At 33.6% G+C, this 24,379-nt stretch carries 30 protein-coding genes and 2 pseudogenes; 25 read left to right on the forward strand and 7 right to left on the reverse strand.

Annotation, left to right across the window (positions count from 1 at the left end; all coding sequences use genetic code 11):
• The first annotated feature begins 334 nt into the window (after positions 1 to 334).
• The 15 genes and pseudogenes from ACKVQX_RS08275 (at position 335) to ACKVQX_RS08345 (ending at position 10,384) form a co-directional block, all read left to right on the forward strand.
• Complete coding sequence (locus ACKVQX_RS08275) at positions 335 to 541, forward strand: hypothetical protein (RefSeq protein WP_156422354.1); 207 nt, start codon at positions 335 to 337, stop codon at positions 539 to 541.
• A 56-nt stretch (positions 542 to 597) separates the two neighbouring features.
• Positions 598 to 978: a hypothetical protein gene (locus ACKVQX_RS08280; RefSeq protein ID WP_068453474.1), complete on the forward strand. Its 381-nt coding sequence runs from the start codon at positions 598 to 600 to the stop codon at positions 976 to 978.
• 1,230 nt (positions 979 to 2,208) lie between these two features.
• Positions 2,209 to 2,568 carry a hypothetical protein gene (locus ACKVQX_RS08285; protein ID WP_325943121.1) on the forward strand — a complete coding sequence of 120 codons (360 nt, stop codon included), beginning with the start codon at positions 2,209 to 2,211 and terminating at the stop codon, positions 2,566 to 2,568.
• Between the two features lie 346 nt (positions 2,569 to 2,914).
• Positions 2,915 to 3,145 carry a hypothetical protein gene (locus tag ACKVQX_RS08290; RefSeq protein WP_325943119.1) on the forward strand — a complete coding sequence of 77 codons (231 nt, stop codon included), beginning with the start codon at positions 2,915 to 2,917 and terminating at the stop codon, positions 3,143 to 3,145.
• 45 nt (positions 3,146 to 3,190) lie between these two features.
• Complete coding sequence (locus ACKVQX_RS08295) at positions 3,191 to 3,382, forward strand: hypothetical protein (protein WP_068453462.1); 192 nt, start codon at positions 3,191 to 3,193, stop codon at positions 3,380 to 3,382.
• A gap of 453 nt (positions 3,383 to 3,835) precedes the next feature.
• A pseudogene (locus ACKVQX_RS08300) lies at positions 3,836 to 4,018 on the forward strand (hypothetical protein); the annotation flags it as partial.
• Positions 4,018 to 4,452, forward strand: a complete 435-nt coding sequence (locus ACKVQX_RS08305) for a hypothetical protein (RefSeq protein WP_068453460.1) — start codon at positions 4,018 to 4,020, stop codon at positions 4,450 to 4,452. The pseudogene ACKVQX_RS08300 and the gene ACKVQX_RS08305, both read left to right, overlap by 1 nt.
• Before the next feature lie 16 nt (positions 4,453 to 4,468).
• Positions 4,469 to 4,771 (forward strand): hypothetical protein, encoded by a 303-nt coding sequence (locus ACKVQX_RS08310; protein WP_068453458.1) that lies wholly within the window; start codon positions 4,469 to 4,471, stop codon positions 4,769 to 4,771.
• Between the two features lie 251 nt (positions 4,772 to 5,022).
• Entirely contained in the window at positions 5,023 to 5,508 is a 486-nt protein-coding gene (locus tag ACKVQX_RS08315) for a hypothetical protein (protein WP_325943118.1), read from the forward strand.
• Between the two features lie 123 nt (positions 5,509 to 5,631).
• On the forward strand, positions 5,632 to 6,234 hold the full coding sequence (locus ACKVQX_RS08320) for a hypothetical protein (protein ID WP_325943117.1): 603 nt from the start codon (positions 5,632 to 5,634) through the stop codon (positions 6,232 to 6,234).
• A gap of 347 nt (positions 6,235 to 6,581) precedes the next feature.
• Positions 6,582 to 6,815 (forward strand): annotated as a pseudogene (locus ACKVQX_RS08325) (RHS repeat-associated core domain-containing protein); the annotation flags it as partial.
• 744 nt (positions 6,816 to 7,559) lie between these two features.
• Complete coding sequence (locus ACKVQX_RS08330; protein WP_156422353.1) at positions 7,560 to 7,793, forward strand: hypothetical protein; 234 nt, start codon at positions 7,560 to 7,562, stop codon at positions 7,791 to 7,793.
• A gap of 502 nt (positions 7,794 to 8,295) precedes the next feature.
• Entirely contained in the window at positions 8,296 to 8,673 is a 378-nt protein-coding gene (locus tag ACKVQX_RS08335) for a DUF2247 family protein (RefSeq protein WP_336663916.1), read from the forward strand.
• 440 nt (positions 8,674 to 9,113) lie between these two features.
• Positions 9,114 to 9,536, forward strand: coding sequence for a hypothetical protein (locus tag ACKVQX_RS08340; protein WP_068453449.1), 423 nt, complete (start codon positions 9,114 to 9,116; stop codon positions 9,534 to 9,536).
• Positions 9,537 to 9,703: 167 nt separating this feature from the next.
• Positions 9,704 to 10,384 (forward strand): Imm64 family immunity protein, encoded by a 681-nt coding sequence (locus tag ACKVQX_RS08345; RefSeq protein ID WP_197409944.1) that lies wholly within the window; start codon positions 9,704 to 9,706, stop codon positions 10,382 to 10,384.
• Between the two features lie 19 nt (positions 10,385 to 10,403).
• Here the strand turns inward: ACKVQX_RS08345 and ACKVQX_RS08350 are convergent, their stop codons facing one another.
• Together ACKVQX_RS08350 and ACKVQX_RS08355 are read right to left on the reverse strand one after the other, a co-directional pair.
• Positions 10,404 to 12,533, reverse strand: a complete 2,130-nt coding sequence (locus ACKVQX_RS08350; RefSeq protein ID WP_409136195.1) for a heavy metal translocating P-type ATPase — start codon at positions 12,531 to 12,533, stop codon at positions 10,404 to 10,406.
• Positions 12,526 to 12,894: a metalloregulator ArsR/SmtB family transcription factor gene (locus ACKVQX_RS08355; protein ID WP_017474136.1), complete on the reverse strand. Its 369-nt coding sequence runs from the start codon at positions 12,892 to 12,894 to the stop codon at positions 12,526 to 12,528. The genes ACKVQX_RS08350 and ACKVQX_RS08355 overlap by 8 nt, the downstream gene beginning before the upstream one ends.
• Before the next feature lie 225 nt (positions 12,895 to 13,119).
• On the opposite strand from ACKVQX_RS08355, the gene ACKVQX_RS08360 reads away from it, so the two are divergent.
• Together ACKVQX_RS08360 and ACKVQX_RS08365 are read left to right on the forward strand one after the other, a co-directional pair.
• The gene (locus tag ACKVQX_RS08360) at positions 13,120 to 13,320 is read left to right on the forward strand and encodes a hypothetical protein (RefSeq protein WP_325943114.1); all 201 of its coding nucleotides are present in this window, start codon (positions 13,120 to 13,122) and stop codon (positions 13,318 to 13,320) included.
• A gap of 129 nt (positions 13,321 to 13,449) precedes the next feature.
• Positions 13,450 to 14,067: an SdpI family protein gene (locus tag ACKVQX_RS08365; RefSeq protein WP_409136196.1), complete on the forward strand. Its 618-nt coding sequence runs from the start codon at positions 13,450 to 13,452 to the stop codon at positions 14,065 to 14,067.
• Between the two features lie 293 nt (positions 14,068 to 14,360).
• On the opposite strand, the gene ACKVQX_RS08370 is transcribed toward ACKVQX_RS08365, so the two are convergent.
• The gene (locus ACKVQX_RS08370) at positions 14,361 to 14,870 is read right to left on the reverse strand and encodes a DUF1648 domain-containing protein (protein WP_121177254.1); all 510 of its coding nucleotides are present in this window, start codon (positions 14,868 to 14,870) and stop codon (positions 14,361 to 14,363) included.
• Positions 14,871 to 15,069: 199 nt separating this feature from the next.
• Here ACKVQX_RS08370 and ACKVQX_RS08375 point away from each other — a divergent pair, with 199 nt between their 5' ends.
• Both ACKVQX_RS08375 and ACKVQX_RS08380 read left to right on the forward strand, forming a co-directional pair.
• Positions 15,070 to 15,210 carry a hypothetical protein gene (locus ACKVQX_RS08375; RefSeq protein ID WP_156422352.1) on the forward strand — a complete coding sequence of 47 codons (141 nt, stop codon included), beginning with the start codon at positions 15,070 to 15,072 and terminating at the stop codon, positions 15,208 to 15,210.
• Positions 15,211 to 15,553: 343 nt separating this feature from the next.
• The gene (locus ACKVQX_RS08380) at positions 15,554 to 16,420 is read left to right on the forward strand and encodes a hypothetical protein (protein ID WP_121177251.1); all 867 of its coding nucleotides are present in this window, start codon (positions 15,554 to 15,556) and stop codon (positions 16,418 to 16,420) included.
• A 54-nt stretch (positions 16,421 to 16,474) separates the two neighbouring features.
• Here ACKVQX_RS08380 and ACKVQX_RS08385 read toward each other — a convergent pair whose 3' ends face one another.
• The 3 genes from ACKVQX_RS08385 to ACKVQX_RS08395 form a co-directional block, all read right to left on the reverse strand.
• Entirely contained in the window at positions 16,475 to 16,753 is a 279-nt protein-coding gene (locus ACKVQX_RS08385) for a hypothetical protein (RefSeq protein WP_121177249.1), read from the reverse strand.
• A 151-nt stretch (positions 16,754 to 16,904) separates the two neighbouring features.
• A complete protein-coding gene (gene dctA / locus ACKVQX_RS08390; protein ID WP_068453430.1) occupies positions 16,905 to 18,182 on the reverse strand; it encodes a C4-dicarboxylate transporter DctA in 1,278 nt (425 codons plus the stop codon).
• 225 nt (positions 18,183 to 18,407) lie between these two features.
• Positions 18,408 to 19,463 carry a DctP family TRAP transporter solute-binding subunit gene (locus tag ACKVQX_RS08395; protein ID WP_087680763.1) on the reverse strand — a complete coding sequence of 352 codons (1,056 nt, stop codon included), beginning with the start codon at positions 19,461 to 19,463 and terminating at the stop codon, positions 18,408 to 18,410.
• 102 nt (positions 19,464 to 19,565) lie between these two features.
• On the opposite strand from ACKVQX_RS08395, the gene ACKVQX_RS08400 reads away from it, so the two are divergent.
• The 6 genes from ACKVQX_RS08400 to ACKVQX_RS08425 all read left to right on the forward strand — a co-directional run bounded on the left by ACKVQX_RS08400 (position 19,566) and on the right by ACKVQX_RS08425 (position 23,937).
• A complete protein-coding gene (locus tag ACKVQX_RS08400; RefSeq protein ID WP_409136209.1) occupies positions 19,566 to 21,155 on the forward strand; it encodes an ATP-binding protein in 1,590 nt (529 codons plus the stop codon).
• A gap of 12 nt (positions 21,156 to 21,167) precedes the next feature.
• The gene (locus tag ACKVQX_RS08405; protein ID WP_082701416.1) at positions 21,168 to 21,848 is read left to right on the forward strand and encodes a response regulator; all 681 of its coding nucleotides are present in this window, start codon (positions 21,168 to 21,170) and stop codon (positions 21,846 to 21,848) included.
• Between the two features lie 66 nt (positions 21,849 to 21,914).
• A complete protein-coding gene (locus ACKVQX_RS08410) occupies positions 21,915 to 22,229 on the forward strand; it encodes a hypothetical protein (RefSeq protein WP_068453425.1) in 315 nt (104 codons plus the stop codon).
• 57 nt (positions 22,230 to 22,286) lie between these two features.
• Positions 22,287 to 22,745, forward strand: coding sequence for a hypothetical protein (locus ACKVQX_RS08415; protein WP_068453423.1), 459 nt, complete (start codon positions 22,287 to 22,289; stop codon positions 22,743 to 22,745).
• A 90-nt stretch (positions 22,746 to 22,835) separates the two neighbouring features.
• Entirely contained in the window at positions 22,836 to 23,417 is a 582-nt protein-coding gene (locus tag ACKVQX_RS08420) for a GNAT family N-acetyltransferase (protein ID WP_285216379.1), read from the forward strand.
• A 16-nt stretch (positions 23,418 to 23,433) separates the two neighbouring features.
• Positions 23,434 to 23,937: a GNAT family N-acetyltransferase gene (locus ACKVQX_RS08425; RefSeq protein ID WP_087680768.1), complete on the forward strand. Its 504-nt coding sequence runs from the start codon at positions 23,434 to 23,436 to the stop codon at positions 23,935 to 23,937.
• Between the two features lie 57 nt (positions 23,938 to 23,994).
• Here the strand turns inward: ACKVQX_RS08425 and ACKVQX_RS08430 are convergent, their stop codons facing one another.
• A complete protein-coding gene (locus ACKVQX_RS08430) occupies positions 23,995 to 24,375 on the reverse strand; it encodes a hypothetical protein (RefSeq protein ID WP_285216380.1) in 381 nt (126 codons plus the stop codon).
• Between the last annotated feature and the right edge of the window lie 4 nt (positions 24,376 to 24,379).

The raw sequence follows: 24,379 nt of genomic DNA on the forward strand, positions 1-24,379 counted from the left end.
ACATGTAGGATTATGTGATAATGTAAAAAAGGTTATTCTGATAAAAAAATGATTTTTTTAATGTAGAATCACGTTATTTCATGAATTAAAGGCGAATTTTGAAGAAATAGAAAATACACTGGCTTTTAATGAGTTAAAAGAAAAAGTAGCGAATGATATATCGAACTTTGGTTTGTCAGGACTGATTTTATCCTTTTTTAAAGATATGAATCATTTAAAAAAAATACTACCATCTTTTCTCCAATATACACATTATGATTTCGATCTATAAGACATTAAACAGTGTATAGAGCTCACAACAACTATAAAATAATAAAATCTAGTAGGCGCGCAAATGAAACCAGAAGTATTCATACAAAATGGAAAGGATTTAATACGAAAGAGCTGCGATTACAAAGAGAAGGAGGAGAAAGGGATGATAGAAGGAAAATACATTCAAATTATAGCGAATCATCAAAAGTTTGATGAACGATATGGTCAGTTCAGTAAATTAGAAGATAAGGGAATGGAAGAGCTAACGCTTTTTTTGAAAAACCTATAATTGAATTAGAACATGCACAGAAGTTTTTAGTTTCTCTGCTAGACTTCCCAATCTATATGCATTTAGAAGTATTTGACTTTGATTTAGAAAGCCTAGAAAGCTTATTTATTTCTCATGATGGTAAATATGCGATTCAAAAATTGAAAAGTGACACATATCATTTTGAGGCTAAGATAGAGTGTCTAGAACTTTTCCTAGAAATGCTAGAATATATGACTGCTTATGCTGGCTATGGACGATTGAACTTTTATACAAACTGTAATACATGTTTTAATAGTGAAATTATAAATAAAAAGATTCAATTCAATTTACTAGACTCTAGTAAATTTGTGTTAGTTATGATCAAATATGATGGGAATGTGTTGCGCATAGTAAGCGGAAAAAGTAAATTGGAAGAAATTAAAAAACAACTCAAACAGCTACATAATGATGAATAGTCTATACGTTACTAGCTCAACATAACATTTAAGAGTTACAAATTAATTTGATTATACAATTAGATGGTCCGTGCTGGGATTTTATTTCAAATTTTAAAAACCACCCATTCCAAGAATTTCACATTGAAGTTTAAGAAGGAAAGAGAGCATAAGATGAATAGTGAAGTAATTTATACGTTTTTATTTTTAATAGCGAGCCCTATTTTTTTAATATTGTATTTGGAAAGTAAAAGAAGATTCTATTTATTTCTTAGTATTGGTTCAATCGCTGTATATCCAATATATGTGATTTATTTAATGAACAAACAAGAAATAGCATTTATTTTTTTACTTCATCATATGATCGTTTTCTTAGCAATGATTACACCATATTTCTATAGGAGAGAAACTGAGAACGAAAAAGATAAAAGAAATAAATATTTGAATAGAATTGTACTTATCCTTTGCCTTCTAATTATATTTACAATACCTAAAAGCTAATTAAAAAAGAGAGAAATAAAAACGATGCACGAGTTTATACATATGGATGTAGACGGTCGTTTACGAAAGAGAACTATTGTAAAAGATGTCGGTTCTATGGTTGCACATGTAGGGAGAATGGAATAAAGAACACTTTAGATTTTAAGGAGAAAAAATTTTGATATTTAGTCTACAAAATATAATGAATTTTCTCTAGATTTATTGATGAAATACATATTAGGATTTCTGCTGATGTTCTTTATTTTACTAGAACAAGCAACTACTAATTCAAAAAGAAAAATCGTCTATAGAATATCTTGGTTTACTGCTTTATTCTTAATGATGCTGTTTCGTCCTCTATAGACACACACAACTATGAATATATTAGATTTTAAGAAAGGTGTATATATGAATTTATTAGAAATGATCACGTGTTTCATTTTTTTAATAGTAGCTAATATTTTTATTGTATTAAAAGTAATTAAAAAAAACGCTATTTATTTAATTTTAAATTTGTTAGTAATCTGTTGTTATATTGTTTATATTAGTCAGTTTTGGCATGAGAGTAAAACCAGTATAGGGTTTATTATTCTTAATATCTGTGCCTTATATTATATGAGCTCATATTATTTTACAAAATCTATAGAATCGTCAACCTCTAAAAAAGTAAAGTATGTAGATTCAATAGTTTTAGTACTATTTATTTTTTTGTTAATAGATAATTATTATTAGTGGTTCATATATGACTATACAAAAAATGAAAGCTTGAAAATGAGCCACGACCGTGACGAAGCAAAAAAGACTGTACAAGTAATTGATAATTCGTATTCCTACGTTTGGAGTGTTTTTAAAAAATCTAATTATAAATTCAAAAAAACTTGGAATAATCTTAATAAGAAAAAACTTACAACATTAGTTATTACAGGTGCACTTATAGGTATGTTGGGGGAAACCTTCGGCAAATACCTTGCGAAAGCTAGAGTAGGAGTAATAAATAGATTGTTTGTCAAATATCAATGGGAGTTCAAAGCTGAATTAGCTAGACAATACTCGAAAAATGGAAAAATATCTATTTGGAGTGCGCTATATGATAGTGCAAAATCAGTCTTAAATGATGAAAAAAAGCTATAAAATTGGTTGTTACAGCATATAACCGTGGTGGTAAAACAAGAGCAATAAAGGGTGCAAGGAGAGTTTAAAATATGGGAATGCATATAATGTTTATTACAATGATTATTTCTCTAATAATTACAACAGCGTGGTTTTTTAAATGGGATAGAATAAATGAACCATTTGTGGCTAATGGTAGTACACTGTTATCTATAATAAAATTATTCTCAAGAAAAACACAAAAAATATTATTGATTATTTTGTTTGGATTAATGACCGTTATAGTGATAATTTTTTATGTGACATTTATATTATATGGATAGAAGGTATGATCATGTAAAAAAGAAATGAGAATGAGGAATAATTTATGAAATTTAAATGGGATATTTTTGATACGATAATTGTATTAATAACATTAATTGGTTTTTTAGGTGATTTATTGGGGTTGCTGCATATGAAAATAGAATATTTACTATTTTTTATTGTTGCTGGAATTTTAGATTTTAGGAGTGAAAAAGAAAAAGTAGGTAAAATTAAGACGATTGTTTTGTATGGTATTAACATTATCTTGTTACTATCTATATTTATTATAAAATAAGATGCCAATGACCAATTAACAAAAGAAACCTTACCAGATGGTACGATGAATACATATGATTATGACGCAGTTGGGAATCATACGGCATCCGAAGTGAATGGTGAGAAAGCGACTTTCACGTACAATGATGCCAATCAAATTGCGACGAAAAATGAGACGGCCTATACGTATGATGCAGATGGTAACTTATTGCAAGATGAGAACTATAAAAGGAAGGTGAGCCAAAAGCGTAGGTAGAAGATAAGTCAAAAGCGCAACGTCCTGTTGCTGACTTATCCAACCTACATCGTGTAGGCAGTGTTGCAAGGCTCACCCAACTTGCGTCCAGCAAGCAGCAGCAACAACGTTTAACAAAGGTAACGACGCTAGACGACCAAATCATTGCATCGTACACATACGATGAAAATGACTTAGGTTTAACGAAAACAGTTGGCGAAACAACACATGCATACTTCTATAACGACGAAGTATTGGATAAAAAGGAACATCGTGTGAGGTCGTGATAAAGACGACCAAGAAGTCGGTGCATACACATATGATGCATACGGAAATGTGTTAACTGTCGAAGGGGATCTAGCGAAAGAAAACCCAGGTGAACGCTAGCAACGACGTCCTGTCGTAGCGTTCACCCAATCGTCGTCCAGACGACAGCGTTATGCAGGTTACTACTATGACGATGAAACAAAGAACTACTATTTACAAGCACGTTACTATAACCCAGCAAATGGAGTATTCTTAGCAGAACATCGACTAAATGCTGCACGTCCTGTGCAAACGTCGATGGCGCTCACATCGTGTGAGGCCCACACCCAGGTGATGATGACGAACCTTTATCACAGAATGGTTATAGCTATGCGAATGGTAATCCCGTAATGAATGTGGATCCAGATGGGAAAATAGCTTGGTGGATAGCTTCTGCTTTAGTAGGTGCCGCATTGAATGCATTGCCAATGTTATTGAACTATTATTATAAGCATAGGACGTTAAGAGGTTTTAATTGGTGGGTTTTTGGTAGGGCAGCAGCTGTTGGAGCTATAACCAGTATAGGTGGTGCAGGTCTATACAGAGCCGTGGCTTCTATAGGTGGAAGTTTAATAACTAGAGTTATAGCCTTAGCCGGATATGGTCCTAAAGCATATATTCTTAATACTATCGCTAAAGGTAAGAAGCCAACTCTTAGTGGATTATACTCAAGTTATATAACATCTGGAGTTGCATCAGGACTAAATGTTTTTAATCGACTAAAAAGTATTTATAGGTACGGTGGTAAAAAAGCAGTAACTCGTTATATTAAAGCCATTCGCTAAGTCAGGGAGTGATATAGTGTCAAAGAAAATATTAATCAGTATACCAATTTTTATCTTAGCAATTCTAAGCCCTGTCGCTCCAATTTTTTATTTTGGATTAAACACAAAAAAAATAGATGCGAATATACAGAGGTTGTTAAAATATTCTTGGTTTGATGAATTATATTCTACGGATAAATTTAGACATTTATTTTTTGCAAATAAACATGTTAGAAAAAAATTAAGTAGCGATATTTATGTAAAGCTGTTGAGCCATCACAAAAAAACACAAGAAAAATTCTACCGATTTTTAGAAAAAGAAAATAATAGATCAAATTAATTTATTACTATTGATTTCGATTTGCTAATAGAGATAATAAAAGTTGGATATATATCGGTTCTTCACCGAAAGACGGGGTTGACTGAAATAGGTCAATATATGTTTCAGACAGACGCTTTGTTTGTTTTTCGGTAGACCGCTTACGGAGAAGATTTTAAAGTAAAAGAAGCGACAACATATAAAGAAAACAGCGATGATGTCGACCATATTTAAAATCGAGGATTTAAAGTATAAAAAGAAGGAGATTAATAATGAAGAAATTTAGAGGGAAACAACGATACTTTCGCAATTTAGAAAAAGAAACACATATAAAAAACTATGATTTGGATTTTGACGAAAATAGTTGGTTTGATTTTTGGCATACGCATTTAGATTATTATGGATATGGAAATTATTCTATAAAAATAAGAAAACAACATTTAAAAGGTTTATTTAATTTATTTCATGAGTTAAAAGGTGTATTGAAAAAAATAGGTAAAACTTATCAAATGTGGATTGAAATATCTAGTAACGATGCTTCTATGGATACATTATTTATACATTCACCGAATCCGAATGAAGATAATTTTCCTTATAAAAAGTTGACGAATTTAGTAGATGTAAGGTCAGAAATTCCATCTTATCTAACGGAGATTATTGATGTAGAAAATTATAAGATAGAAAGTTATGAAAGCATAGAAGATGGAATTACTGATAAAATATTTGTAATTCAATTTTTAGATATCAAAAGTCTCTAAAAGAGTACTAGGAGAAGGCATTTGACATTATGATTATAAAATCAAGACGTATTATATTATAGGTGAATTCATACCGAGAAATGTGTATATAAAAACATCAAAAGATTATAAGGTGGTATGGTAGTGAAGATTACATTAAATGATTTTTTAGTTGGAGAAGACTTTTCATATATTTTTAAATCTAAAAAAAGGGGCATAACTCGTTTCTATTGTCATGTCGATTCCGAGGGAAACAATCTGGGTGCCATTGATATTGACCTAGATAGTTACAGTGATGTTGATAGTTATATTGATATTAAAAACGATATTGATAGTATATGTTTAAAAAATTTTTTAGAGAAATTAAATGTATACCCATTGTATATTCACGGAATTAGCGGTTCAAATGAAATTAATCTATCTAATAAAGAAATGACGAAATTGAGTAATGGAAATTATTATTATGTGGTAGATATTCATAATATAGAAGAACTCAAAACCCATTTTTCTAAGGCTTATTTAGATGCATTTAATAACGAAAGTATCTTATTTTCTAATGAACGAACATTAGAAATGGACTTTCATAGCGATATTGGTTTAGCTAGATTTATTTTAGATTATACTGAAGATAATTATACATATCATTTGTGGGTAAGTCATGACGGTGTAGGTTTTGACTTCATATCTAATTTTTCAGATCACCCATATCAAAATATACCTGTTATTAAAGAGGAAGACGAACTATGACGCAATGAAGAATCGTACAGCATCCGAAGTGAATGGTGAGAAAGCTGCTTTCACGTATAATGATGCCAATTAAATTGCGACGAAAACGGACTACGTTTAACGAAAACTGTTGGCGATACAACACATGAATACTTCTATAGTGGTGAAGTATTAGATAAAAAGGAACATCGACTAAGTTCCGCATGTCCTGTGCGAACGTCGATGGCACTCACATCGTGTGAGGCCGTGATAGTGAAGATCAAGAAGTCGGTGCATACACATATGATGCTTATGGAAATGTATTAACGGTCGAAGGGGACCTAGCGAAAGCGAACCCAATTCGTTATGCAGGTTAGTATTATGACGATGAAACGAAGAATTACTATTTACAAGCACGTTACTATAACCCAGCAAACGGAACCTTCCTAGCATTAGACCAACATCCAGGTGATGATGAAGAACCGCTGTCACAAAATGGTTATAGCTATGCGAATGGCAACCCGGTGATGAATGTGGATCCAAATGGAAAAAATGCTTGGTATAATTCAAAGGGATTTCTTATAGGGCTATTAATGCGGCGATATTTCTTACAACATCAGTAATATTTGGAGGGATTGATGGATTACTAATCAGATTAGGTAAGAAAAGTTTAAGTAAATCCAAAAAAAGTATATTTGTTACAGACCTTAAAAAGAAACTAAGAAATAGAGAGGTTTCTTACATCATAGCCAGTAGTATATCCAGTGCTGTAGGTACATTGATTAATATTAGTGGTTTTTGGCTAAATTCAGGAAGCTCTATATTTGATTATTTAGATAAAAAGCTAAGAAATGGTTATTTTAATGATTTTTAAGACTTAGAGGTGAGAATTATATTTAAATTATTTTTGAAAACACAAAAATTCTATATAGGACTGTTTGTCATTGGTTTTCTAACGTCAGCAGTAGCTTCATATATTTATATGGGTGGACCTAAATCTATAAGTGCAGTGCTAAGTGGAATAATTGGTTTTTGTCTAATACAGTATTTAGCTTATAGAAATTTCAAAAAAGAAAATAACTGGAAATAAAAAGATTTCAAACAAGTAACATAATCTCATACTGACTAGATGTGGTACCTATTCCTATGAATAAAGAAAAGTTCAAATTTTAGTGTGGAATAGAGTGATTCAATGAAGAAGTATCAGTGGCATTTCTTTAAAAAGAATACTCAGGATAATGCTTTTTCTTTAGTTAATTAAATAATTTACTCGGTTCACTGACGTACACAATAAAAGCGCAACAACTATTTAAAATTGCATATGACTACACGAAAAATGGCATGTTGAAGATGAGCCAAAATCGCAAGTGGAAGATAAGTCAAGATTGCAACGTCCTGTTGCTGACTTATCCAACCTACATTATGTAGGTAGTGTTTGTTGTTGGCTTATCCAACTTGCGTCCAGCAAGCAGCAACAACAACGTTTAACAAAAGTAACGACATTAGACGATCAAACTATCTCATCGTACACATATGATGAAAACGGCTTACGTTTAACGAAAACAGTTGGCGATACAACGCATGAATACTTATATAACTAAAATAAGTATATACAAAAATCGGGAATTTAAGGTAGGAATTGATGATAAACAATCTATGGATCGGAATAAATATCGCTTATATTATTTTATTAACAACTTTTCTTTTAAATCTTTTTATTAAAATAAAATTTAAAGAGTCCATCAATATAACTATATCATTTATCAGTTTGGGTTTAAATTATATTGTAAGTCTAGTTATTCTTTTTACTGATACTTTATCTTATATAGGTAATACACTACTATTCATCATTGCGACTTTTTTAATGATTACGTACACATATATATCTATAAATAATATCCAACTTAAAAAAAGTATGAAGATAAATATGTTTGGAAATATCTTGGTTTTTATTTTTTCATCAGCAATTACAATTTTTTTGGTGATAAAAAAATATTTTATGTAATAAGATGGATTAAGACGGAGAAGTGGCTAGGCTTGTTGTAGAGTAGGTACAAATTTTTATTTAATTAATACTAAACTATAAAGAAAGAGGTGAGGGGATTGGATAAAATAGATTTTGATGAACTATATCAAGAACCGGAAAATAAACTGAAAATAAGTCTACCTTCTACCTTTATTATAAAAAATAAAAAAGTTTCATTTAGTTGGACTGAACTATATTGGGGATGGAAAAGTCAATTCATTTCAGATAAAACACTTATTGAAATAGCAGAGACAGAGGTAACGAATACGATTTATTCAGAGCCCGTACTTGAACTAGCATCTATTATGGACTCTGAAATTTATACAGAGCAAATAAAGATACAAGAATTAATTGAACAAATTATTGAGATGTTATTCTTAATGACTTTCATAATCCTTCTAAACCCGCGAAAGAATTTTACGATGAACTTCTTATGTGGACGGCGTATGGAATAACTGCGAAGAATGAGGAGTTACTCAAATTATGGAGATTATTTTTAGAAAAGCAACGTACATATTTTTTAAATCAATGGTCTACAAAGTAATTTAATAGCATAACTCAGTGACTAAACACTACTTGGTATGATAGTGAAGGCGAAAAATGAATCAGGTAAATTTGAAACTATAAGGAAGGCGAGCTAAAAGCGCAAGTGGAAGATAAGTCAAGATCGCAGCGTCCTGTTGCTGACTGATCCAACCTATGTCGTGTAGAAAGGCTCACCCAATTCGCTTTCTGATGATAGTGTATTATTCTAAAGATGAACCTTTAATCACAGAATGGATGATATACGACGTATAAGAGCGATAATCCAGGACCAATAGTATGGCAGCTATTCTATTATCAGGGATAAGGTAAGTTATTAAAGAATTTTAATATTAAAGGAGATTACAATATAATGATTAAATTAAATAACGTGAAAAGCTATTTTAATAGTACGATTGACCTTAACAATGATTCAGTTTTGGAGATTTGGAATAAATTCAAATCTTTTTGTTTAGTTGATGTTGAAAATGAAGATGATCGAGAAATTTTGTTTGAAACAGGAGTTGAAAAAATCGAAGGGATTAAATATTTCTATGTTAATTTCGTTCGACAATTTACAATTTATGATGGAGATGAATATGATGGAATGGAACAACTTATTTGTGCATTTCATTTTGAACATACAAAAGAGTTTAGATTTTTAAAGAAAAGCGAATGGTCAATGGATTATGAAGACTTAGAAACATATTTTAAAGAGGTAGAAAAAACAAAGGCATTTCAAAAAATGATTGATAAGAACCCTGTTAAAAGAACACTCATGCAAGAAGAAATCTAAAGTAGGTATAAACTATAAAATCTCAAAAAATCGTCTTGTTGTTGCCTCTCCGAACTTACTTCCAGCAAGCAGCAAAAGTAAAGACGCTAGATGATCAAACCGTCGATGCGATGCGACGGTTTACGTTTAACGAATACTTCCAAAACAATGAAATATTTGATAAAAGGGTGTTTATTATTCTAAATATAGGTTTAGTATATCGAAATGAAAAAAATATAGAGAAAGAGTTTCAACATATTGTAGATTTTTTAAAGAAAAGGGAACTAATAATAGTTGAATGGAGAGTCTCTTTAGATAAAAATGGAGACAAATGGGTTGAAAAGAAAGATCAAGATGTAGATGTTGCGTTATTAACAAAATATTATTATGGAGAAATAATCGGATATATTACAAATTTTGTTGGTTTTCAAGAAATTTCGATGAGGATTAGTGTTCAACAAGAAGAGGGTTTTTATGGCTATGTGCTACATTTAGATGGAGAAAGACTAAATGGTTTAGTGATAGACACAATAGAGCAAAAAATAATTACGTGGGTTACTAATTTGAGCAATTTTACGAGTTTTGATTATGCCTTTTGTGATTATGATAGTGAAATAGAATATGATCCTCAAAAACAAAGGATAATAAACAAAAGTTATTCAGTTTTATTTTGGCCAGAGAGGGGTAGCGTCAGGAAAATGCGGATTTACAACGCTAAGGAAATTCCCATACTAAAAAGCCAAATTTCTCAACATCAATTGAGAAATTTGGCTTTTTTCGTTGCTCAGTTAAAGCGTCCTTTAGTTGTATATTTCCTGTTAATATCCCTTTTGAAGCATAACATTGTTTTCAATGATCGCACCCGATAGTTGACGCCCATTTTAGAACCTATTCTTTGATTTTCAATAAGCGTAAACTGTTTAATGTTACAAGTAAAGTTGCTCCCATATCAGCAAATATCGCTATCCAAAGCGTTAACCAACCGGGCATGACCAAAAGTAATGCCACTAATTTAATCACCAAAGAGAAGGTAATATTTTGTTTAATTATGATTAGAGCCTTACGACTTAATTTAATCGTGTAAGGTAACTTACTTAAATCATCTGACATTAAGGCGATGTCAGCCGTTTCTAAAGCTGTATCAGTTCCAGCACCACCCATTGCTACACCAACGGTAGATGCCGCAAGGGCTGGAGCATCATTCACGCCATCTCCGACCATCCCCACACTTTGATGTTTTTCTCGAAGTTTTTTAATAAAATTAAGCTTATCTTCTGGAAGTAAGTCAGCTTTAATATCCGAAACACCAACTTGTTTTCCGATGGCTGTTGCCGTTCTTTGGTTATCGCCTGTTAGCATCACTGTTTCGATTCCCATATTGTTCAACTTGCCGATAACTTCTTTAGACGATTCCCTCATTTCATCGGCTACGGCAATAAACGAAAGAATTTCTTTTTCTGTTCCTAACACCATCACCGTTTTACCTTGAGTTTGCATATCGGCAATTTTTTCTTTTTTATCGCTTGAAATGCTTCCGTGTAATTCCTCAAAAAGATTTGGACTTCCCACATAATACATTTCATTATTTATTTTGGCTTTAACGCCTTTACCTGTAATGGATTGAAAATCCTCTACTGTTACTTCGTTGAATTTTAATCCATTTTCTTCTGCTTTTCGCATAATCGCTGAAGCAAGAGAGTGCTGTGATCCTTTTTCAATGGCTGCTGTTATGGTCATTAATTCATTTTCATTTCTACCATATGTCACAATGTCTGTTACAGCAGGAATCCCTTTGGTTAATGTTCCTGTTTTATCAAAGGCTATCGCTTTTAAGTGTCCTGCTTCTTCTAAATGGATACCACCTTTAATTAAAACACCATTTTTTGCTGCATTTCCTATTGCTGTAACCACAGCAACTGGAGTTGAGACTACTAAGGCACAAGGACAACCAACCACTAATACAGCTAAGCCTTGATAAATCCATTGGCTCCAGTCTCCGCCAAATAATGGTGGAACTACCGCAATTAAAAGAGCAAGTATGACAATAGCTGGTGTATAGTATTTTGCAAATTTATCGACAAACGCTTGAGAAGGGGCCCGTTCTGCTTGGGCTTCTTCTACCAAGTGAATGATTTTTGAAAGAGTAGTATCTTTAACTCGTTTTGTAACTTTAACCTCAAGTAACCCTTCTTCATTCAAGGTTCCTGCAAATACTTCATCATTTGTGGTTTTCGTTACTGGAACACTTTCACCTGTAATCGCAGCCTGATTTAATGTCGATGTACCTTTAACCACTATTCCATCCATTGCTAACTTTTGACCGGGCTTAACAATCATGATGTCTCCAACTTGAATATCATCAACATGAATCATCATTTCTTCATTGCCTCGTCGAATTAACGCTTCTTTTGGGGCAATATCCATTAAAGATTCAATAGATTGACGCGCTTTATCCATTGAATAACGCTCTAATGCTTCACTAATCGCAAATAGGATAACAACGGTTGCCCCTTCACCCCATTCACCAATGATTGCAGCTCCTATAATTGCAATAGTCATAAGCGTATTCATATCGAAATTTAATCTGCTTAGATTTTTGAGACCTTTAATGAATAACGAATATCCACCGATTAAAATGGACGCTGCATAACCAATTGTCGGTAGAACATGCTCTTCACCATACTGCTCTCCTAAGAACCAGCTAACTACAAGTAAAAGAGCTGATATATATACCTTAATGTTTTCTTTCTGCTTCCAAAAAGGTTCTCGTTCTACCCTTTGTTCTTTTTCATCTCGAATTTTTAAATTTTCAAATGCTCCTGCTTTTTCTAATTCTTCAATGGTTGTCGTCCCTTTAACATAAACTTTAGATGCTCCGAAATTTACTTTCGCATCCTGAACACCGGGAAGTTCTTTAACATTATTTTCAAAAATGGCTGCACAGTTAGTACAAGTAAATCCTTGAACACGATAGGCTTTCATTTCTTCTTCAGACAGTTTTGCTTTCCCACTAGACATTGATCTTCACCTCTTTCTTATGTGCCAATGCAATCATCATAATTTGTCTGATATGCTCATCATCTAATGAATAAAATGCAAGTTTTCCCTCTTTTCGAAACTTAACAATCCCTTGCTTATGGAGCGTTCGCAGGTGATGAGAGGCATTTGCAACCGTAACACCTATAATATTTGCTATATCACACACACACAGTTCGTCATCTTGACATAAAGCATAGGTAATTTTTGCTCTATTTTCATCTGCAATAGCTTTTAACATTTGGGCAACACTAGAAATATCTACTGTCTGTAAATTACCTTGTATTCGATTGACCTTTTCTTCGTCATAACAATAAATTTCACAAGTATCTTTCTTAATCACATTCTCACCCCAATATCATTCAAGTGTTTATTTGAATATAGTATAACCATTTTTAATAATTCATTCAAGTGTTTGTTTGAATGAATAAAAAAATTCATAAAAAAAGAATTGGAGTACCCAATTCTAATAACAAAATAACCAAACTGCATAAGACTTTAAGTACATAACATTATCTGGCCAATTAGTAGTAAGGGAATTACATAAGCGTTATTAAGGGGCGGTAATTTGAAAAGCATAACAACTGTTATAACGATTATTCTAGGTATCGTGATTATATTTGTGCCAACGATTATTACTGGGCATGGCTATAACGATGAAAAAATGATGGGCGCATTACTTGTTGCTGATTATACATTGAGAGTGGTTTCGTTAATAATTGGACTACTTGTGATTAGCTTTGCTATTAGAGGTTCAGCTAAAAATTAGCTAAAAGAAATTACCAAAAGCACCTTCTCGTTGTAAAAGAGGGTGCTTTTTATATTGTCTTTGTAGTTCCTTTTCACGTATTAGTGGAATCGCTTTCCTCGATATTTAAAGCAAGAAAGGATGAATGTATTGAAAAATGTATTATTATTAGTTGCATCTTTTTTCATGTCTCTCATTGTGTGGTTAAGTACATATCGTTCTTTACCAGAAAAAGTTATCATGCATGATAATTCAGGTGGAATAACGGATTATGCACATAAAAGTTTCATGTTTCTCATGTTTATGATTATTTCATTTTGTGTCCTCGTTATTTTTTACGCTTTGCTGCTCATCGATAGAAAAAATGAAAATAAAAAAATGAATACAGCATTTGCTATGATCGGTGGTTTATTCGTTATTGGATTAAATATTGTCTACATACTCAATGTCTGTAATGAAGCGTTAAACACAGAACGTCTCTTTTTAATCTTTGTAGGCTGTATTTTCATTATCATCGGCAGTTTCTTACCTACAGTCAATTACAATTCTAAAGTGGGTGTTCGAAATACCGCTAGCTTTCAAAATAAAAAATCATGGACTCAAATTCAAAGATTCAGTGGATGTGCGTTTATCATCTGTGGTATATTCATAGGGTTTGCAGCTTTAATTCCATCATTCTTATATGAGATTCTTGTCATTTCACTACTGATTGCTGCTATGTTATATAGTATTCAGTTATACTCGAATAAATTGCTTAAAAATGAGTAGACGTTTAGCTCTCAAACACAGGTAAGTATAATAAAGTGAAGGTGATCCATTGGAAGTTATAATTGGATATGGATTAATACTCTTTTTCCTTGTCAATTTTTGCGTGATGATGTACCAGGCTTATAAGGAAGTGAAAGAGAACCCTAAGAGCTTTTTTAGAATGCTGATTTTCATACCTCTTGAATTATTATTAGGTACATATGGTTTCTATGTAGCAATTGTCTTGGGAGCACTGTTAATAGGTATCCTACTTGTTTTCTATCCATAATGAATCTAAAAAGCGAGTAACACGTTCAGCGTGCTACTCGTTTTTGTTTTGAGTTCATATACTTCTTTTTACACGAGGATTCGATTATGCCATACACAATCACCGATAGAATCAATCCACCGAAATACACGATAATAATATAAGAAGGAATTTTCTCTAGAGGCTGAATTTGTATAGAGGCATAGAGCAATATAAAAAAGAAAAACAGTGTCAAAGCGGATACGAGTGAAGTCCAAGAGCAATAGAGTTTGTACAGTTTCATACTTAGTTGTTTATCAAACTTTGCTAAATAGCGATTGAATTTAATAAATCGAAAGCTTTTTAACCCTGCAAACAGTAAGATTGAGACAATCGGCAATATCCATAAAACATATTTTGAACCGTAACCATCTGGACTACCTAGTAAATTAAAATGAATCGGAACCCGCCCATCTAACTCTTTCCAATACAACAGCAATATGACGATTTGAGCTAACATGAAAAAATATGAAATCGCATCGAGGTAATATGTATGTTTGGGTAGTATATACTTCATTAGATCTCCTCCTACTTAAAATTTTGTAATTAAAGATTCACTATCAGCTAATGAAAAAGTAGTTTTCAACAACAGCTTATACATCATATTTGAAGGCAATACTACATATATTTTAATCTAGCACCAAAAGGTCGTTTTCGTGCTACAATAAAATGGCAGCATTTTCAGCTGACTCCTTTTTCGGAAGGAGGTGTACTACATGCCTAAATACTCGCGACAAGAGAAAGTAAAGGCTGAACGAAAGAAAAAGCGTGAAGAAGGACTGACCATCTTTCGATATGCAGCGGATCTATTTCGATTCGTGGATACAATTTATCGTTTCTTCCGTATGATGCTGTAAGAAAAAAGAGCGTTGATTCCAACTGGATTCAACGCTCTTTCTATAGATTTAATACATAAAAAACGCCTGGTGACCAAACCAGGCGCTGTACTACATGTGATTCTCGCGACAAGAATCTTACTAACTTCATTGTATGATGATTGTAGATAGAAGTCAATTAAATAAGATAGAAATTAGTTATACTTATTGAGAGAAATTATATTATAAAAAAACTTATCTTAAAATTAGCATTTCAGAAGATAATTGCAATTTACAAACATTGCTTTTTATTCTATTTAATGTTATTTTATTAAAGACTTAATATGCAAAAGAAGTCACAAAATATATAATTAGGAGTGTAAAAATGAAAAAGTATTTATTTTTTTCGATAATATTGTTATTCTCTACAATTTTTTCACCAGTAACTGCATTTTCTAAAGATAAGACAGAGACAGTAAGAGATAGTGTAAGTAACTTTCAAGAAACTACATATGATAAAAACGGCAATAAAATTCAATTAAAATACAATTTAAATCAAAAGAGATTAAAAGTTGAAACTTTTGTTAATGATAAACTATTTGATTATGTGACTATTGCATATAAAAATGGTATATATTCTAATGAAATTATGTATTATAAGCCCAAAACTTCAAATAAAAAAATTAATTTGTCTAATTCAAGTGTTAAAAAATACTATGTTACCGATTTTATTAAAGAAACAGATGTAGGTACAAATCATATAAAGTCACCTCAAATGACTATTACTAAAAGTGCAGCAAAATCTTCTAAATATAAATATATAACTAGTAAGTATAATAGTACTTTAAAAGTCAAAGGTAATTTATGGGGATATACAACTAAGAAAAATAAAAAGAAATATATGTTTGATTTTTCTAAAGGAGCAGCTATTTCCATAGTTGGAGCAGCGCTTACTGTTATGTTCCCTCCTGGAGCAGTTGTGAGTATATTTTTATTATTGGCAGACTTAGGTGTTGGATATGCTTTCTCAAAATTAACAACCTCTTTAAATGGATACTATAATGCAACTTATTATAATTATTATTATAAAGTCTATGTAGGTAAAAAGGTGACATATAATCATAAACAATCCAGAACGGTTGTTTATTATTATAATGATAAAAATGGTAAGAAAGCTTCTAGATCTAAAAGAAGTGCTAGTTGGGCATCACAAAATGCAATCATGAATGTAGGAATTTTAGCAGGTGCTTAAAACATTAATAAGGCTTAATTCACCGAGTAAGGGTGGATTAAGCCTTATTTTTAGTTACGATGATTTCGAACGTTTTTGAATCTCTTGTTTACTTTGTAAAATCTTATATGCTAGATGTACGACAATTCCAAATAGCAGAAGTGCGAAAATAGAGGCTAAGCCGATAAAGGTCGGTTCACCAAAGCGCCAGAAAGACTCCGGTTCTTTTGCGGCAAATGAACGTGAAATCTGTAGCAAGACAACAAAGAACAATGTCACAATCGATACAAGCCCCACTTGTTTGACCTTCTTTTGCAAGAAGATCGCTTGCTCTTTACGCGATGTTAATTTCATTATGTAAAACTCCTTTAAAACATACTACCTTCTATAGTAATGGTTGAACTAAAAAGACGCAATTCTTTCCTATTAAATAGATATTCAGATTAAAAGAGTAGGCTAAGTAATTAAAAAACGAAACCGCACATATAGCGCGATTTCGTTTTTCTTATGCATGTTCTTCTTTAATTTCTTTCACGAGTGCTTCGTGTTGCTCTGGGTTGTATTCATTTTCTAGTTTTGATACAACAACTGTTGCTACTGAGTTACCAATTATGTTTGTGATGGCACGCGCTTCTGACATGAAGCGGTCTACACCGATTAGTAGGGCAATACCTGCTACTGGAATCATTGGGAACGCAGCTAATGTTGCAGCTAATGTAACGAAACCTGAACCTGTAACACCTGCAGCACCTTTTGATGTAACCATTAATACTAATAATAATGTTAGTTGTTGCCAGATAGATAGGTCAACATTGTAAACTTGTGCGATAAACATAGCAGCCATTGATAAGTAGATGGCTGTACCATCTAAGTTGAATGAGTAACCTGTTGGAATAACTAAACCAACGACTTGTTTTGAACAACCGAATTTTTCTAATTTCTTCATGATGCCTGGTAAAGCTGTTTCTGAAGAAGATGTACCTAATACAAGTAATAATTCTTCTTTGATATAAGCAAGGAATTTGAAGATGTTGAAGCCGAAGCCCTTCATAATACCGCCAAGAATTAAGAAGATGAATAGCGCCATTGTAATGTAGATACAAATCATTAATAATGCTAAGCTTTTTAAAGAACCGAAGCCGAATGAGCCGATTGTGTAAGCCATTGCACCGAATGCTGCTAATGGTGAAATAACCATGACCATACCGATGACTTTGAAGAAGATTTCAGAAGCAGATGTCATAACCTTCATAACAGGTTGTGCTGCTTCACCAATTGAAGCAGATGCTAGACCGAATAGCGCCGCACATACTAAGATTGGTAATAAATCACCGTTCGCGATTGCGCCAACGAAATGCTCTGGAATAATGTTCATAATGAATGGTACGAAGCCAGACTCTTGGGCTGCTGCTTGATCTGTAAAGTTTTGAACGGCTGATGTATCAATTTTTGATACGTCAATACCTGTGCCTTTACCTGGTTGGATAATATGTACCACGATAAAACCAATTGCAAGTGCAACTGTTGAAACAATCTCGAAGTAAATTAATGCTTTACCCCCAATTTTACCAACTTTTTTCATATCCCCCATGTTACCAATACCAATCACAACCGTTAAGAAAATAATTGGTGCGATTAACATCTTAATTAATTTGATGAAAATATCTGCTAGGATTTTTAAGTCTTGACCGAATGTTGGGAAGACGCCACCAACGATGATCCCTAAGATAATCCCGATGACTACTTGAACCGTTAAGTTCTTATACCACTTTTTCTTTTTCATGTTCATCCCTCTTTGTTATTCAATTTTGTGATCGCTTACATGTATCATAAGCGCTGTTTTAGTACAAAGGAATAATTCGGTTATAAAGTTCTTTTTGGTCATAAAGTTCTTTTTGCCGAAAAAGGATAAAAACATTGATTTAACAGCATTTTAAAAGACTGAACAAAGATGTCCAGTCTTGTATGAAAACGCTTTATGGTCATTTTTCTATTGTTGTAATACAGTTTAGGTATCTGTTTTTTTCTGAATCAATTGCTGAATTTCATGTAGATAATGTGCATCACTACGATTTTCAAATGAACGATAGAGTGGCATAAACGCTTTTTTCCACGCTGTTTGTTGCTGCGGTGTTAAAGTGTGTATCTCAACGGAGAGATTCTTCAGTTGTTGTAAGTCATGATCGTTCATCTGCATAGCATTCTCCATATTCCATTCTGTTGCATCTTTTAACGCCTGCTCAATCAATTGCTGATCGGCTGGTTCGAGTTGTTGCCAAAACTGTTTATTAATAATGACCGCATAGGCAAGAATGCCATGATTTGAAATCGTTAAATGATTTTCTTTTTTATACAGGCTTTTTGAGTAGATATTTGAAATTGTATTTTCAAGTGCATCCATCTTTTGTTTATTGAGTTCTGTAAACAATTCGTCAAATGAAGAGGTTACAGGCGTTGCTTTCACTTGCTCGAATTGTTGTTTAAGCATATCACTCTCCATCGCGCGCACGCGAAGCCCTTTAAAATCTTGTACATCTTGAATGATTTCTTTTTCATTAATCATCTGTTTAAAGCCATTTTGCCAAAAGCCAAGTGCTTTCATATTTTCATGCTGGAGTTCGTTTAAAAGACGTTCACCGACATCACTTGTGAATACTTTTTGAACTTCAGCAGTGGATGAAAACAAATAAGGTAAATCTAGAACTTCCCAACTCGGTACTTCTTTTGTTACTTTAGAAAGAGTCGGGGCAATCATCTGAACGTCATTATCTTTTAGCGCTTGTAATTCATTCACATCATTGTAAAGCATACCATTCGGTGAAATTTCAACTTGAATACGATGATGCGAGCGCTTTTGAACGAGTTCAGCAAATTTCAACACAGCTTGTCCCTTCGGTGTGTCTTCTGCGACAACATGTGAAAAACGAATCGTAATTTGATCTTTTAATCCCTCTTGTTCTTCGTCATACGGTAATGTTTCGCTTTTGAAAAAGCCTTGTTCATAGCTCATATAACCGAGTAAAGCGATGACGACGAATAGAGCGGATAGCATATATGTACGCAACGTCGACCCTCCATTTTGATTTAATTTTTATTAGTTTAACATAATTGAAGTGGTACAATGTTAAAAAGTATAAGAGAGGTGGCTTGTTTGTTCAAACAAAAAATGACCTTAAATAAAGGGATGATTGCACTTACGTTTTTCATCATTGCCTTCTCATTATTGATTGCGGGCGTCTTTATTTTAGGGAGTATTGTCAATTCAAAAGAAAAGGAATTACAGGAGCAGTCGATGCTTGTAGCGAGAACGGTAGCGACATTACCTGAAATTGAAGAAATCTTACATAACGAGAATAATTTATCTATTGAAGCACAGGCACGCCGAATTAATCAAACCGTTGAGCAGCTGCGAACGGTCAATTCTGCAGATTATATTGTAATTATGAATATGGATCATGTGCGACTGTCGCATCCTTTAACGAGTAAGCTTGGCACAGTTTCGACAACACCAGATGAAGAAGCAGCGTATTCAGAGCATTATTATACGTCGAAAGCAAAAGGTGAAGTGGGTGTAATGGTACGCGCCTTTGTACCGATCATGAATACTAAACATCAGCAAATCGGTGTTGCAGTCGTTGGCTATCGCTTACCGAGTGTTCTTGAAGTGTTAGGTGGAATGAAGTGGGAGATTGCACTTGCACTGACACTATCAATTGCCTTTGGTTTATGGGGAGCGCTGATTCTAAGTCGTCGTGTGAAGAAGCAGATGCTGGATTATGAACCGCATGAGATTGCTAAATTATATACAGAGCGTATTGAGACATTCAATGCGATGCATGAAGGAATTATCGCTATTGATAAAGAGTTTACAGTGACCATCTTCAATCCGAAAGCGCGACAAATTTTAGGGATTGGCGAGCAGAATTTGCTCGGAAAGAAGATTTATGATATTTTACCTGATACACGCTTACCAGAGATTTTAGATTTCAATCAGCCCATTTACAATAAAGAATTACATATTAATCAACATACGATTTTAAGTAATCGCGTGCCGATTGAAGTAGACGGTGAGACGGTCGGGGCGATTGCCATTTTCCAAGACCGTACAGAAGTGAAAAAGCTAGCGGAAGAATTAACGGGCGTAAAAGAGTTCGTGCAAGCACTTCGCATTCAAAATCATGAGCATAAAAATAAGTTGCATACGATTTCAGGACTTCTACAACTAGGTCATCATCAAGAAGCGATGGATTACATTGTAGAAGTGCAAACGACGCAGGAAGAAACAACGAATTTCTTAAATCAGCGCATTCAAAATCAAAATATTGCAGGTCTGGTACTGAGTAAGATCAATCGTGGTAAGGAGCTTGGCATTGATGTCATGATGGATGAGCATAGCACACTCGAACGCTTACCAGAAAAGCTTGATTTCCACGATTTTGTTGTGGTGTTTGGAAATCTTGTAGAAAATGCTTTTGATGCGCTGCAACTGACAAGTAGTTCATCAAAAGAAATCTTTATTAGTATTGACCAAAACGATGAAACATTATCCATTTTAGTGGAGGATAATGGTGTCGGTATGACCGATGAACAAATTCAAAAGATTTTCGATAATGGTTTTACAACGAAGAATTCTGCCAATCATGGCATTGGTTTATATTTAATTTCAGATATTTTAAACAAAACGAACGGTAGTATTGATATTACAAGTTCGTTGAATGAAGGAACGAGTATTTTAGTTACGTTTACAATGGAGTAGGGGGAACATCGCGTGATAGATGTTGTATTAATTGAAGACGACCCAATGGTACGTCAAGTCAATCGCCAATTTTTAGAGCAAATCGAAGGCATTCGTATTGTAGGAGTGGCGAAAGATGGAATTGAAGGGGTAGAGCAGCTGAAAACATTAGCGCCAGATGTAGCACTTATGGATATTTTCATGCCAGAACAAGATGGAATTAAAACATTGCAACAAATTCGAGATCAAGGTTTACCTGTCGATGTTATTGCTGTAACTGCAGCGAATGATATGAAAACAATTGAAAAAATGCTGCAATTAGGTGTTTATGATTATATTATGAAGCCTTTTACGTTTGATCGTATGAAGCAGACCATTCAGCAATATTTAGCGTATAAAGCGTATATTACGAAGAAGGAAACACTCAATCAGGATGAACTGGATCAATTACTGCATCCAACAAGAGAGACCGACCATTACCATGATGCTTTACCAAAGGGATTAAATGGTGCAACTTTACAAAAGATTATTCAATTTATTGGGGAGCAAAAAGGTGCTGTTACAGCTATTGAAGTGGCGCAGGGGGTTGGTTTAGCACGTGTAACTGCAAGACGTTATTTAGATTATTTAGAGAAGCAGCGTCAAGTTGTCATTGATATTCAATATGGCGGGGTAGGACGACCAGTGAATCAATACCGTCTCGTACAAAAATAAAGGTTTTAACTAAAGTTAATAGGGAATATATGGATTAGAATATTTAGTCGGAGGGTGTGAAAAAACTTGCTAATATTACTAATTCTCTCTATTATTGCACTAATAGGTATTCCTTTACTACTTGTGATATCATCGCTTAAATTTGAAGAACGTCAATTGGACGCGATGATTCATCAATACTATGTAGAGCATCGTACAGTTCGAAAAACGCAAAAGATGTCTGTAAAACCAGTTGTTGAAAAACAGACACAACAAAAAAGACCGTCTGCTGCTAAAGACGAATCAAAACGTGCGTTTACACATACAATTCGTAAAAAGTTACCTGGTTATATTTATCCGTCACGTGAAGCAATGATTCGTGATCGTGCCAATAAAAACTAATTAATAGCTTTATTTGAGGGGGCTTTCACCCTCCTACATAACAAAGGGGTTCAAAAAATGCAGTCTTTAGTAAAACAGTTACATTTTATTGAAAAAACAATTGTGCAACTATTTGATGAAGTGAATGAGCAAACATGGAAAGAACCAGAAGCAAAGGGGCTTCGTTCTGTTTTCGAATTGTGTCATCATATGACCTACTTACCAAAAGCAGATTTAATGTTAGCAAGTTCTGCGAGTCATCAGGAAATGGATGCATTTTATCAGCGCAATCGTTTGGAGACGATTTGTGAAATGAAACAGATGTTTATTTATCATATGAAGCAGCTTTACGCACATATTGAATGTATGTCAGAATGTGAAAAGCAGCGTGAATCAACCAGTTATTGGGGCGCTACATACACGCAACAAGAATGGATACTAGAAATTCTAATGCACCTCATTCATCATCGTGCCCAACTATACCAACTCTTAATGCAACATCGAGAAAAACCTATCTCAATTTGTCTATTTCAATAATTTTCAGACTGTTTCCAAAAGGGAGACAGTTTTTTCTTTTATTTTGAAAAAGGTACGCTATAATAATAAAAACGAAAGAAGGCGAATGGGATGGAATTTAGTCAATTAGAAGATGATGTTGTTTATTTACGTCCACTTGTAATGGAAGATGCAGAAGCTTTATTTGAAGCAGGAAATCATGCGGAGATTTGGACATATACAGCACATACGATTCAATCATTAAAAGATGCAGAGGCTTATATTGAAGATGCCTTACATAAATCGAAAACGGAGCAAACTTATGCAATTGTAGATCGCCAGTCGAATCGCGTAATTGGTTCAACACGTTTTTATCAAATAGATACTAAAAATCGTGCTGCAACACTCGGTTACACGTGGCTAACCCCCGCATATTTTGGCACTTCGGTGAATAAGCGTTGTAAGTATCTATTATTTCAATATGCTTTTGAAAAAGAAGGTCTTGAACGGATTCAAATCGTAGCAGATGAGCGAAATACACGCTCTTGTCGTGCTATTGAAGGGCTTTTAGCAACAAAAGAAGGGGTACTGCGTAAACATATTATTTGTAAAGATGGTTATATTCGAAATAGTGTTGTCTATTCGGTTATACGTGAAGATTGGCTGCGTGTAAAAGCGCATTTGGAGCAGGCGATTGGTTATAAAACAGTTTAAAGGAGAAAGAGACAGCATGAGTACACTAACATTCCGTATAGCAAAATTAGATGATTTAGAGCGCATTGTCGCGATTTATAATTCAACGATTGAAGGGCGTATGGTGACAGCTGATTTAGAAGCAGTCACTGTTGAAGAACGTACACCTTGGTTTCATGCACATACAGCAGATCACCGACCACTATGGGTGATGGAATTAGACAACGATATTTGTGGTTGGATTAGCTTACAAGATTTTTATGGTCGAAAAGCCTATGATGCGACAGCAGAAGTGAGCATTTATTTGGATGCGGACTTCAGAGGACATGGCTTAGGCAAAAAGGCGATTCAATTCGTTTTAGATGCAGCGCCTTCTTTATCCATTCAAACCATACTCGGCTTTATTTTTGCTCAAAATGAACCGAGTATGAAACTATTTAAACATTTCGGTTTTGAACAATGGGCGTTCTTACCGGAAGTTGCTGAACTAGACGGTATGAAAAGAGATCTCGTTATTCTAGGTAAAAAAGTAAATAAATAATGTAATCATAAGAAAAAACCAAAATTGCGCTTCGGCACAGTTTTGGTTTTTTTCTGTTTATTTTTTAAGTGGTAACGCTAGAGGCTCATCTTGATAAATGGAATAGCTTTCTCCGCTTACTTCTACCTTTTCACAAGTCTTATCTGCACAATCAAACATATAATTGTTGTCTTTTGTTTTCACAAAAACAGACATGTAGTAAGGGAAAACGCCACCTTTATAGCGATCTACGCCATAGTTAATAGATAAAATTTGTTCTTTTTCTGCAATTTTCTTGTAATCATCACTTTCCATCGTCTTAACGACCATTTCACCTAAGATTTTATATTCTTTCTCTGTTTCTTCATAGCCTCGTTCAAAAAAATACCATTTCCCAAGTAGGAAGAAGTTGAGAGCAATGCTGATTGTTAAAATCCCAATAAGTAATTTCTTTTTCATGTAT

Source organism: Kurthia sp. ISK08 (assembly GCF_046159805.1).
In the GTDB taxonomy this organism is placed as follows: domain Bacteria; phylum Bacillota; class Bacilli; order Bacillales_A; family Planococcaceae; genus Kurthia; species Kurthia gibsonii.

Coding starts and splice junctions, on each gene's coding strand:
- ACKVQX_RS08275 (WP_156422354.1), top strand. CDS start 335: ATGAAACCAGAAGTATTCATACAAAATGGAAAGGATTTAATACGAAAG.
- ACKVQX_RS08280 (WP_068453474.1), top strand. CDS start 598: ATGCATTTAGAAGTATTTGACTTTGATTTAGAAAGCCTAGAAAGCTTA.
- ACKVQX_RS08285 (WP_325943121.1), top strand. CDS start 2,209: ATGAGCCACGACCGTGACGAAGCAAAAAAGACTGTACAAGTAATTGAT.
- ACKVQX_RS08290 (WP_325943119.1), top strand. CDS start 2,915: ATGAAATTTAAATGGGATATTTTTGATACGATAATTGTATTAATAACA.
- ACKVQX_RS08295 (WP_068453462.1), top strand. CDS start 3,191: ATGAATACATATGATTATGACGCAGTTGGGAATCATACGGCATCCGAA.
- ACKVQX_RS08305 (WP_068453460.1), top strand. CDS start 4,018: ATGAATGTGGATCCAGATGGGAAAATAGCTTGGTGGATAGCTTCTGCT.
- ACKVQX_RS08315 (WP_325943118.1), top strand. CDS start 5,023: ATGAAGAAATTTAGAGGGAAACAACGATACTTTCGCAATTTAGAAAAA.
- ACKVQX_RS08340 (WP_068453449.1), top strand. CDS start 9,114: ATGATTAAATTAAATAACGTGAAAAGCTATTTTAATAGTACGATTGAC.
- ACKVQX_RS08350 (WP_409136195.1), bottom strand. CDS start 12,533: ATGTCTAGTGGGAAAGCAAAACTGTCTGAAGAAGAAATGAAAGCCTAT.
- ACKVQX_RS08370 (WP_121177254.1), bottom strand. CDS start 14,870: ATGAAGTATATACTACCCAAACATACATATTACCTCGATGCGATTTCA.
- ACKVQX_RS08375 (WP_156422352.1), top strand. CDS start 15,070: ATGCCTAAATACTCGCGACAAGAGAAAGTAAAGGCTGAACGAAAGAAA.
- ACKVQX_RS08380 (WP_121177251.1), top strand. CDS start 15,554: ATGAAAAAGTATTTATTTTTTTCGATAATATTGTTATTCTCTACAATT.
- ACKVQX_RS08385 (WP_121177249.1), bottom strand. CDS start 16,753: ATGAAATTAACATCGCGTAAAGAGCAAGCGATCTTCTTGCAAAAGAAG.
- dctA (WP_068453430.1), bottom strand. CDS start 18,182: ATGAAAAAGAAAAAGTGGTATAAGAACTTAACGGTTCAAGTAGTCATC.
- ACKVQX_RS08400 (WP_409136209.1), top strand. CDS start 19,566: ATGACCTTAAATAAAGGGATGATTGCACTTACGTTTTTCATCATTGCC.
- ACKVQX_RS08415 (WP_068453423.1), top strand. CDS start 22,287: ATGCAGTCTTTAGTAAAACAGTTACATTTTATTGAAAAAACAATTGTG.
- ACKVQX_RS08420 (WP_285216379.1), top strand. CDS start 22,836: ATGGAATTTAGTCAATTAGAAGATGATGTTGTTTATTTACGTCCACTT.
- ACKVQX_RS08425 (WP_087680768.1), top strand. CDS start 23,434: ATGAGTACACTAACATTCCGTATAGCAAAATTAGATGATTTAGAGCGC.
- ACKVQX_RS08430 (WP_285216380.1), bottom strand. CDS start 24,375: ATGAAAAAGAAATTACTTATTGGGATTTTAACAATCAGCATTGCTCTC.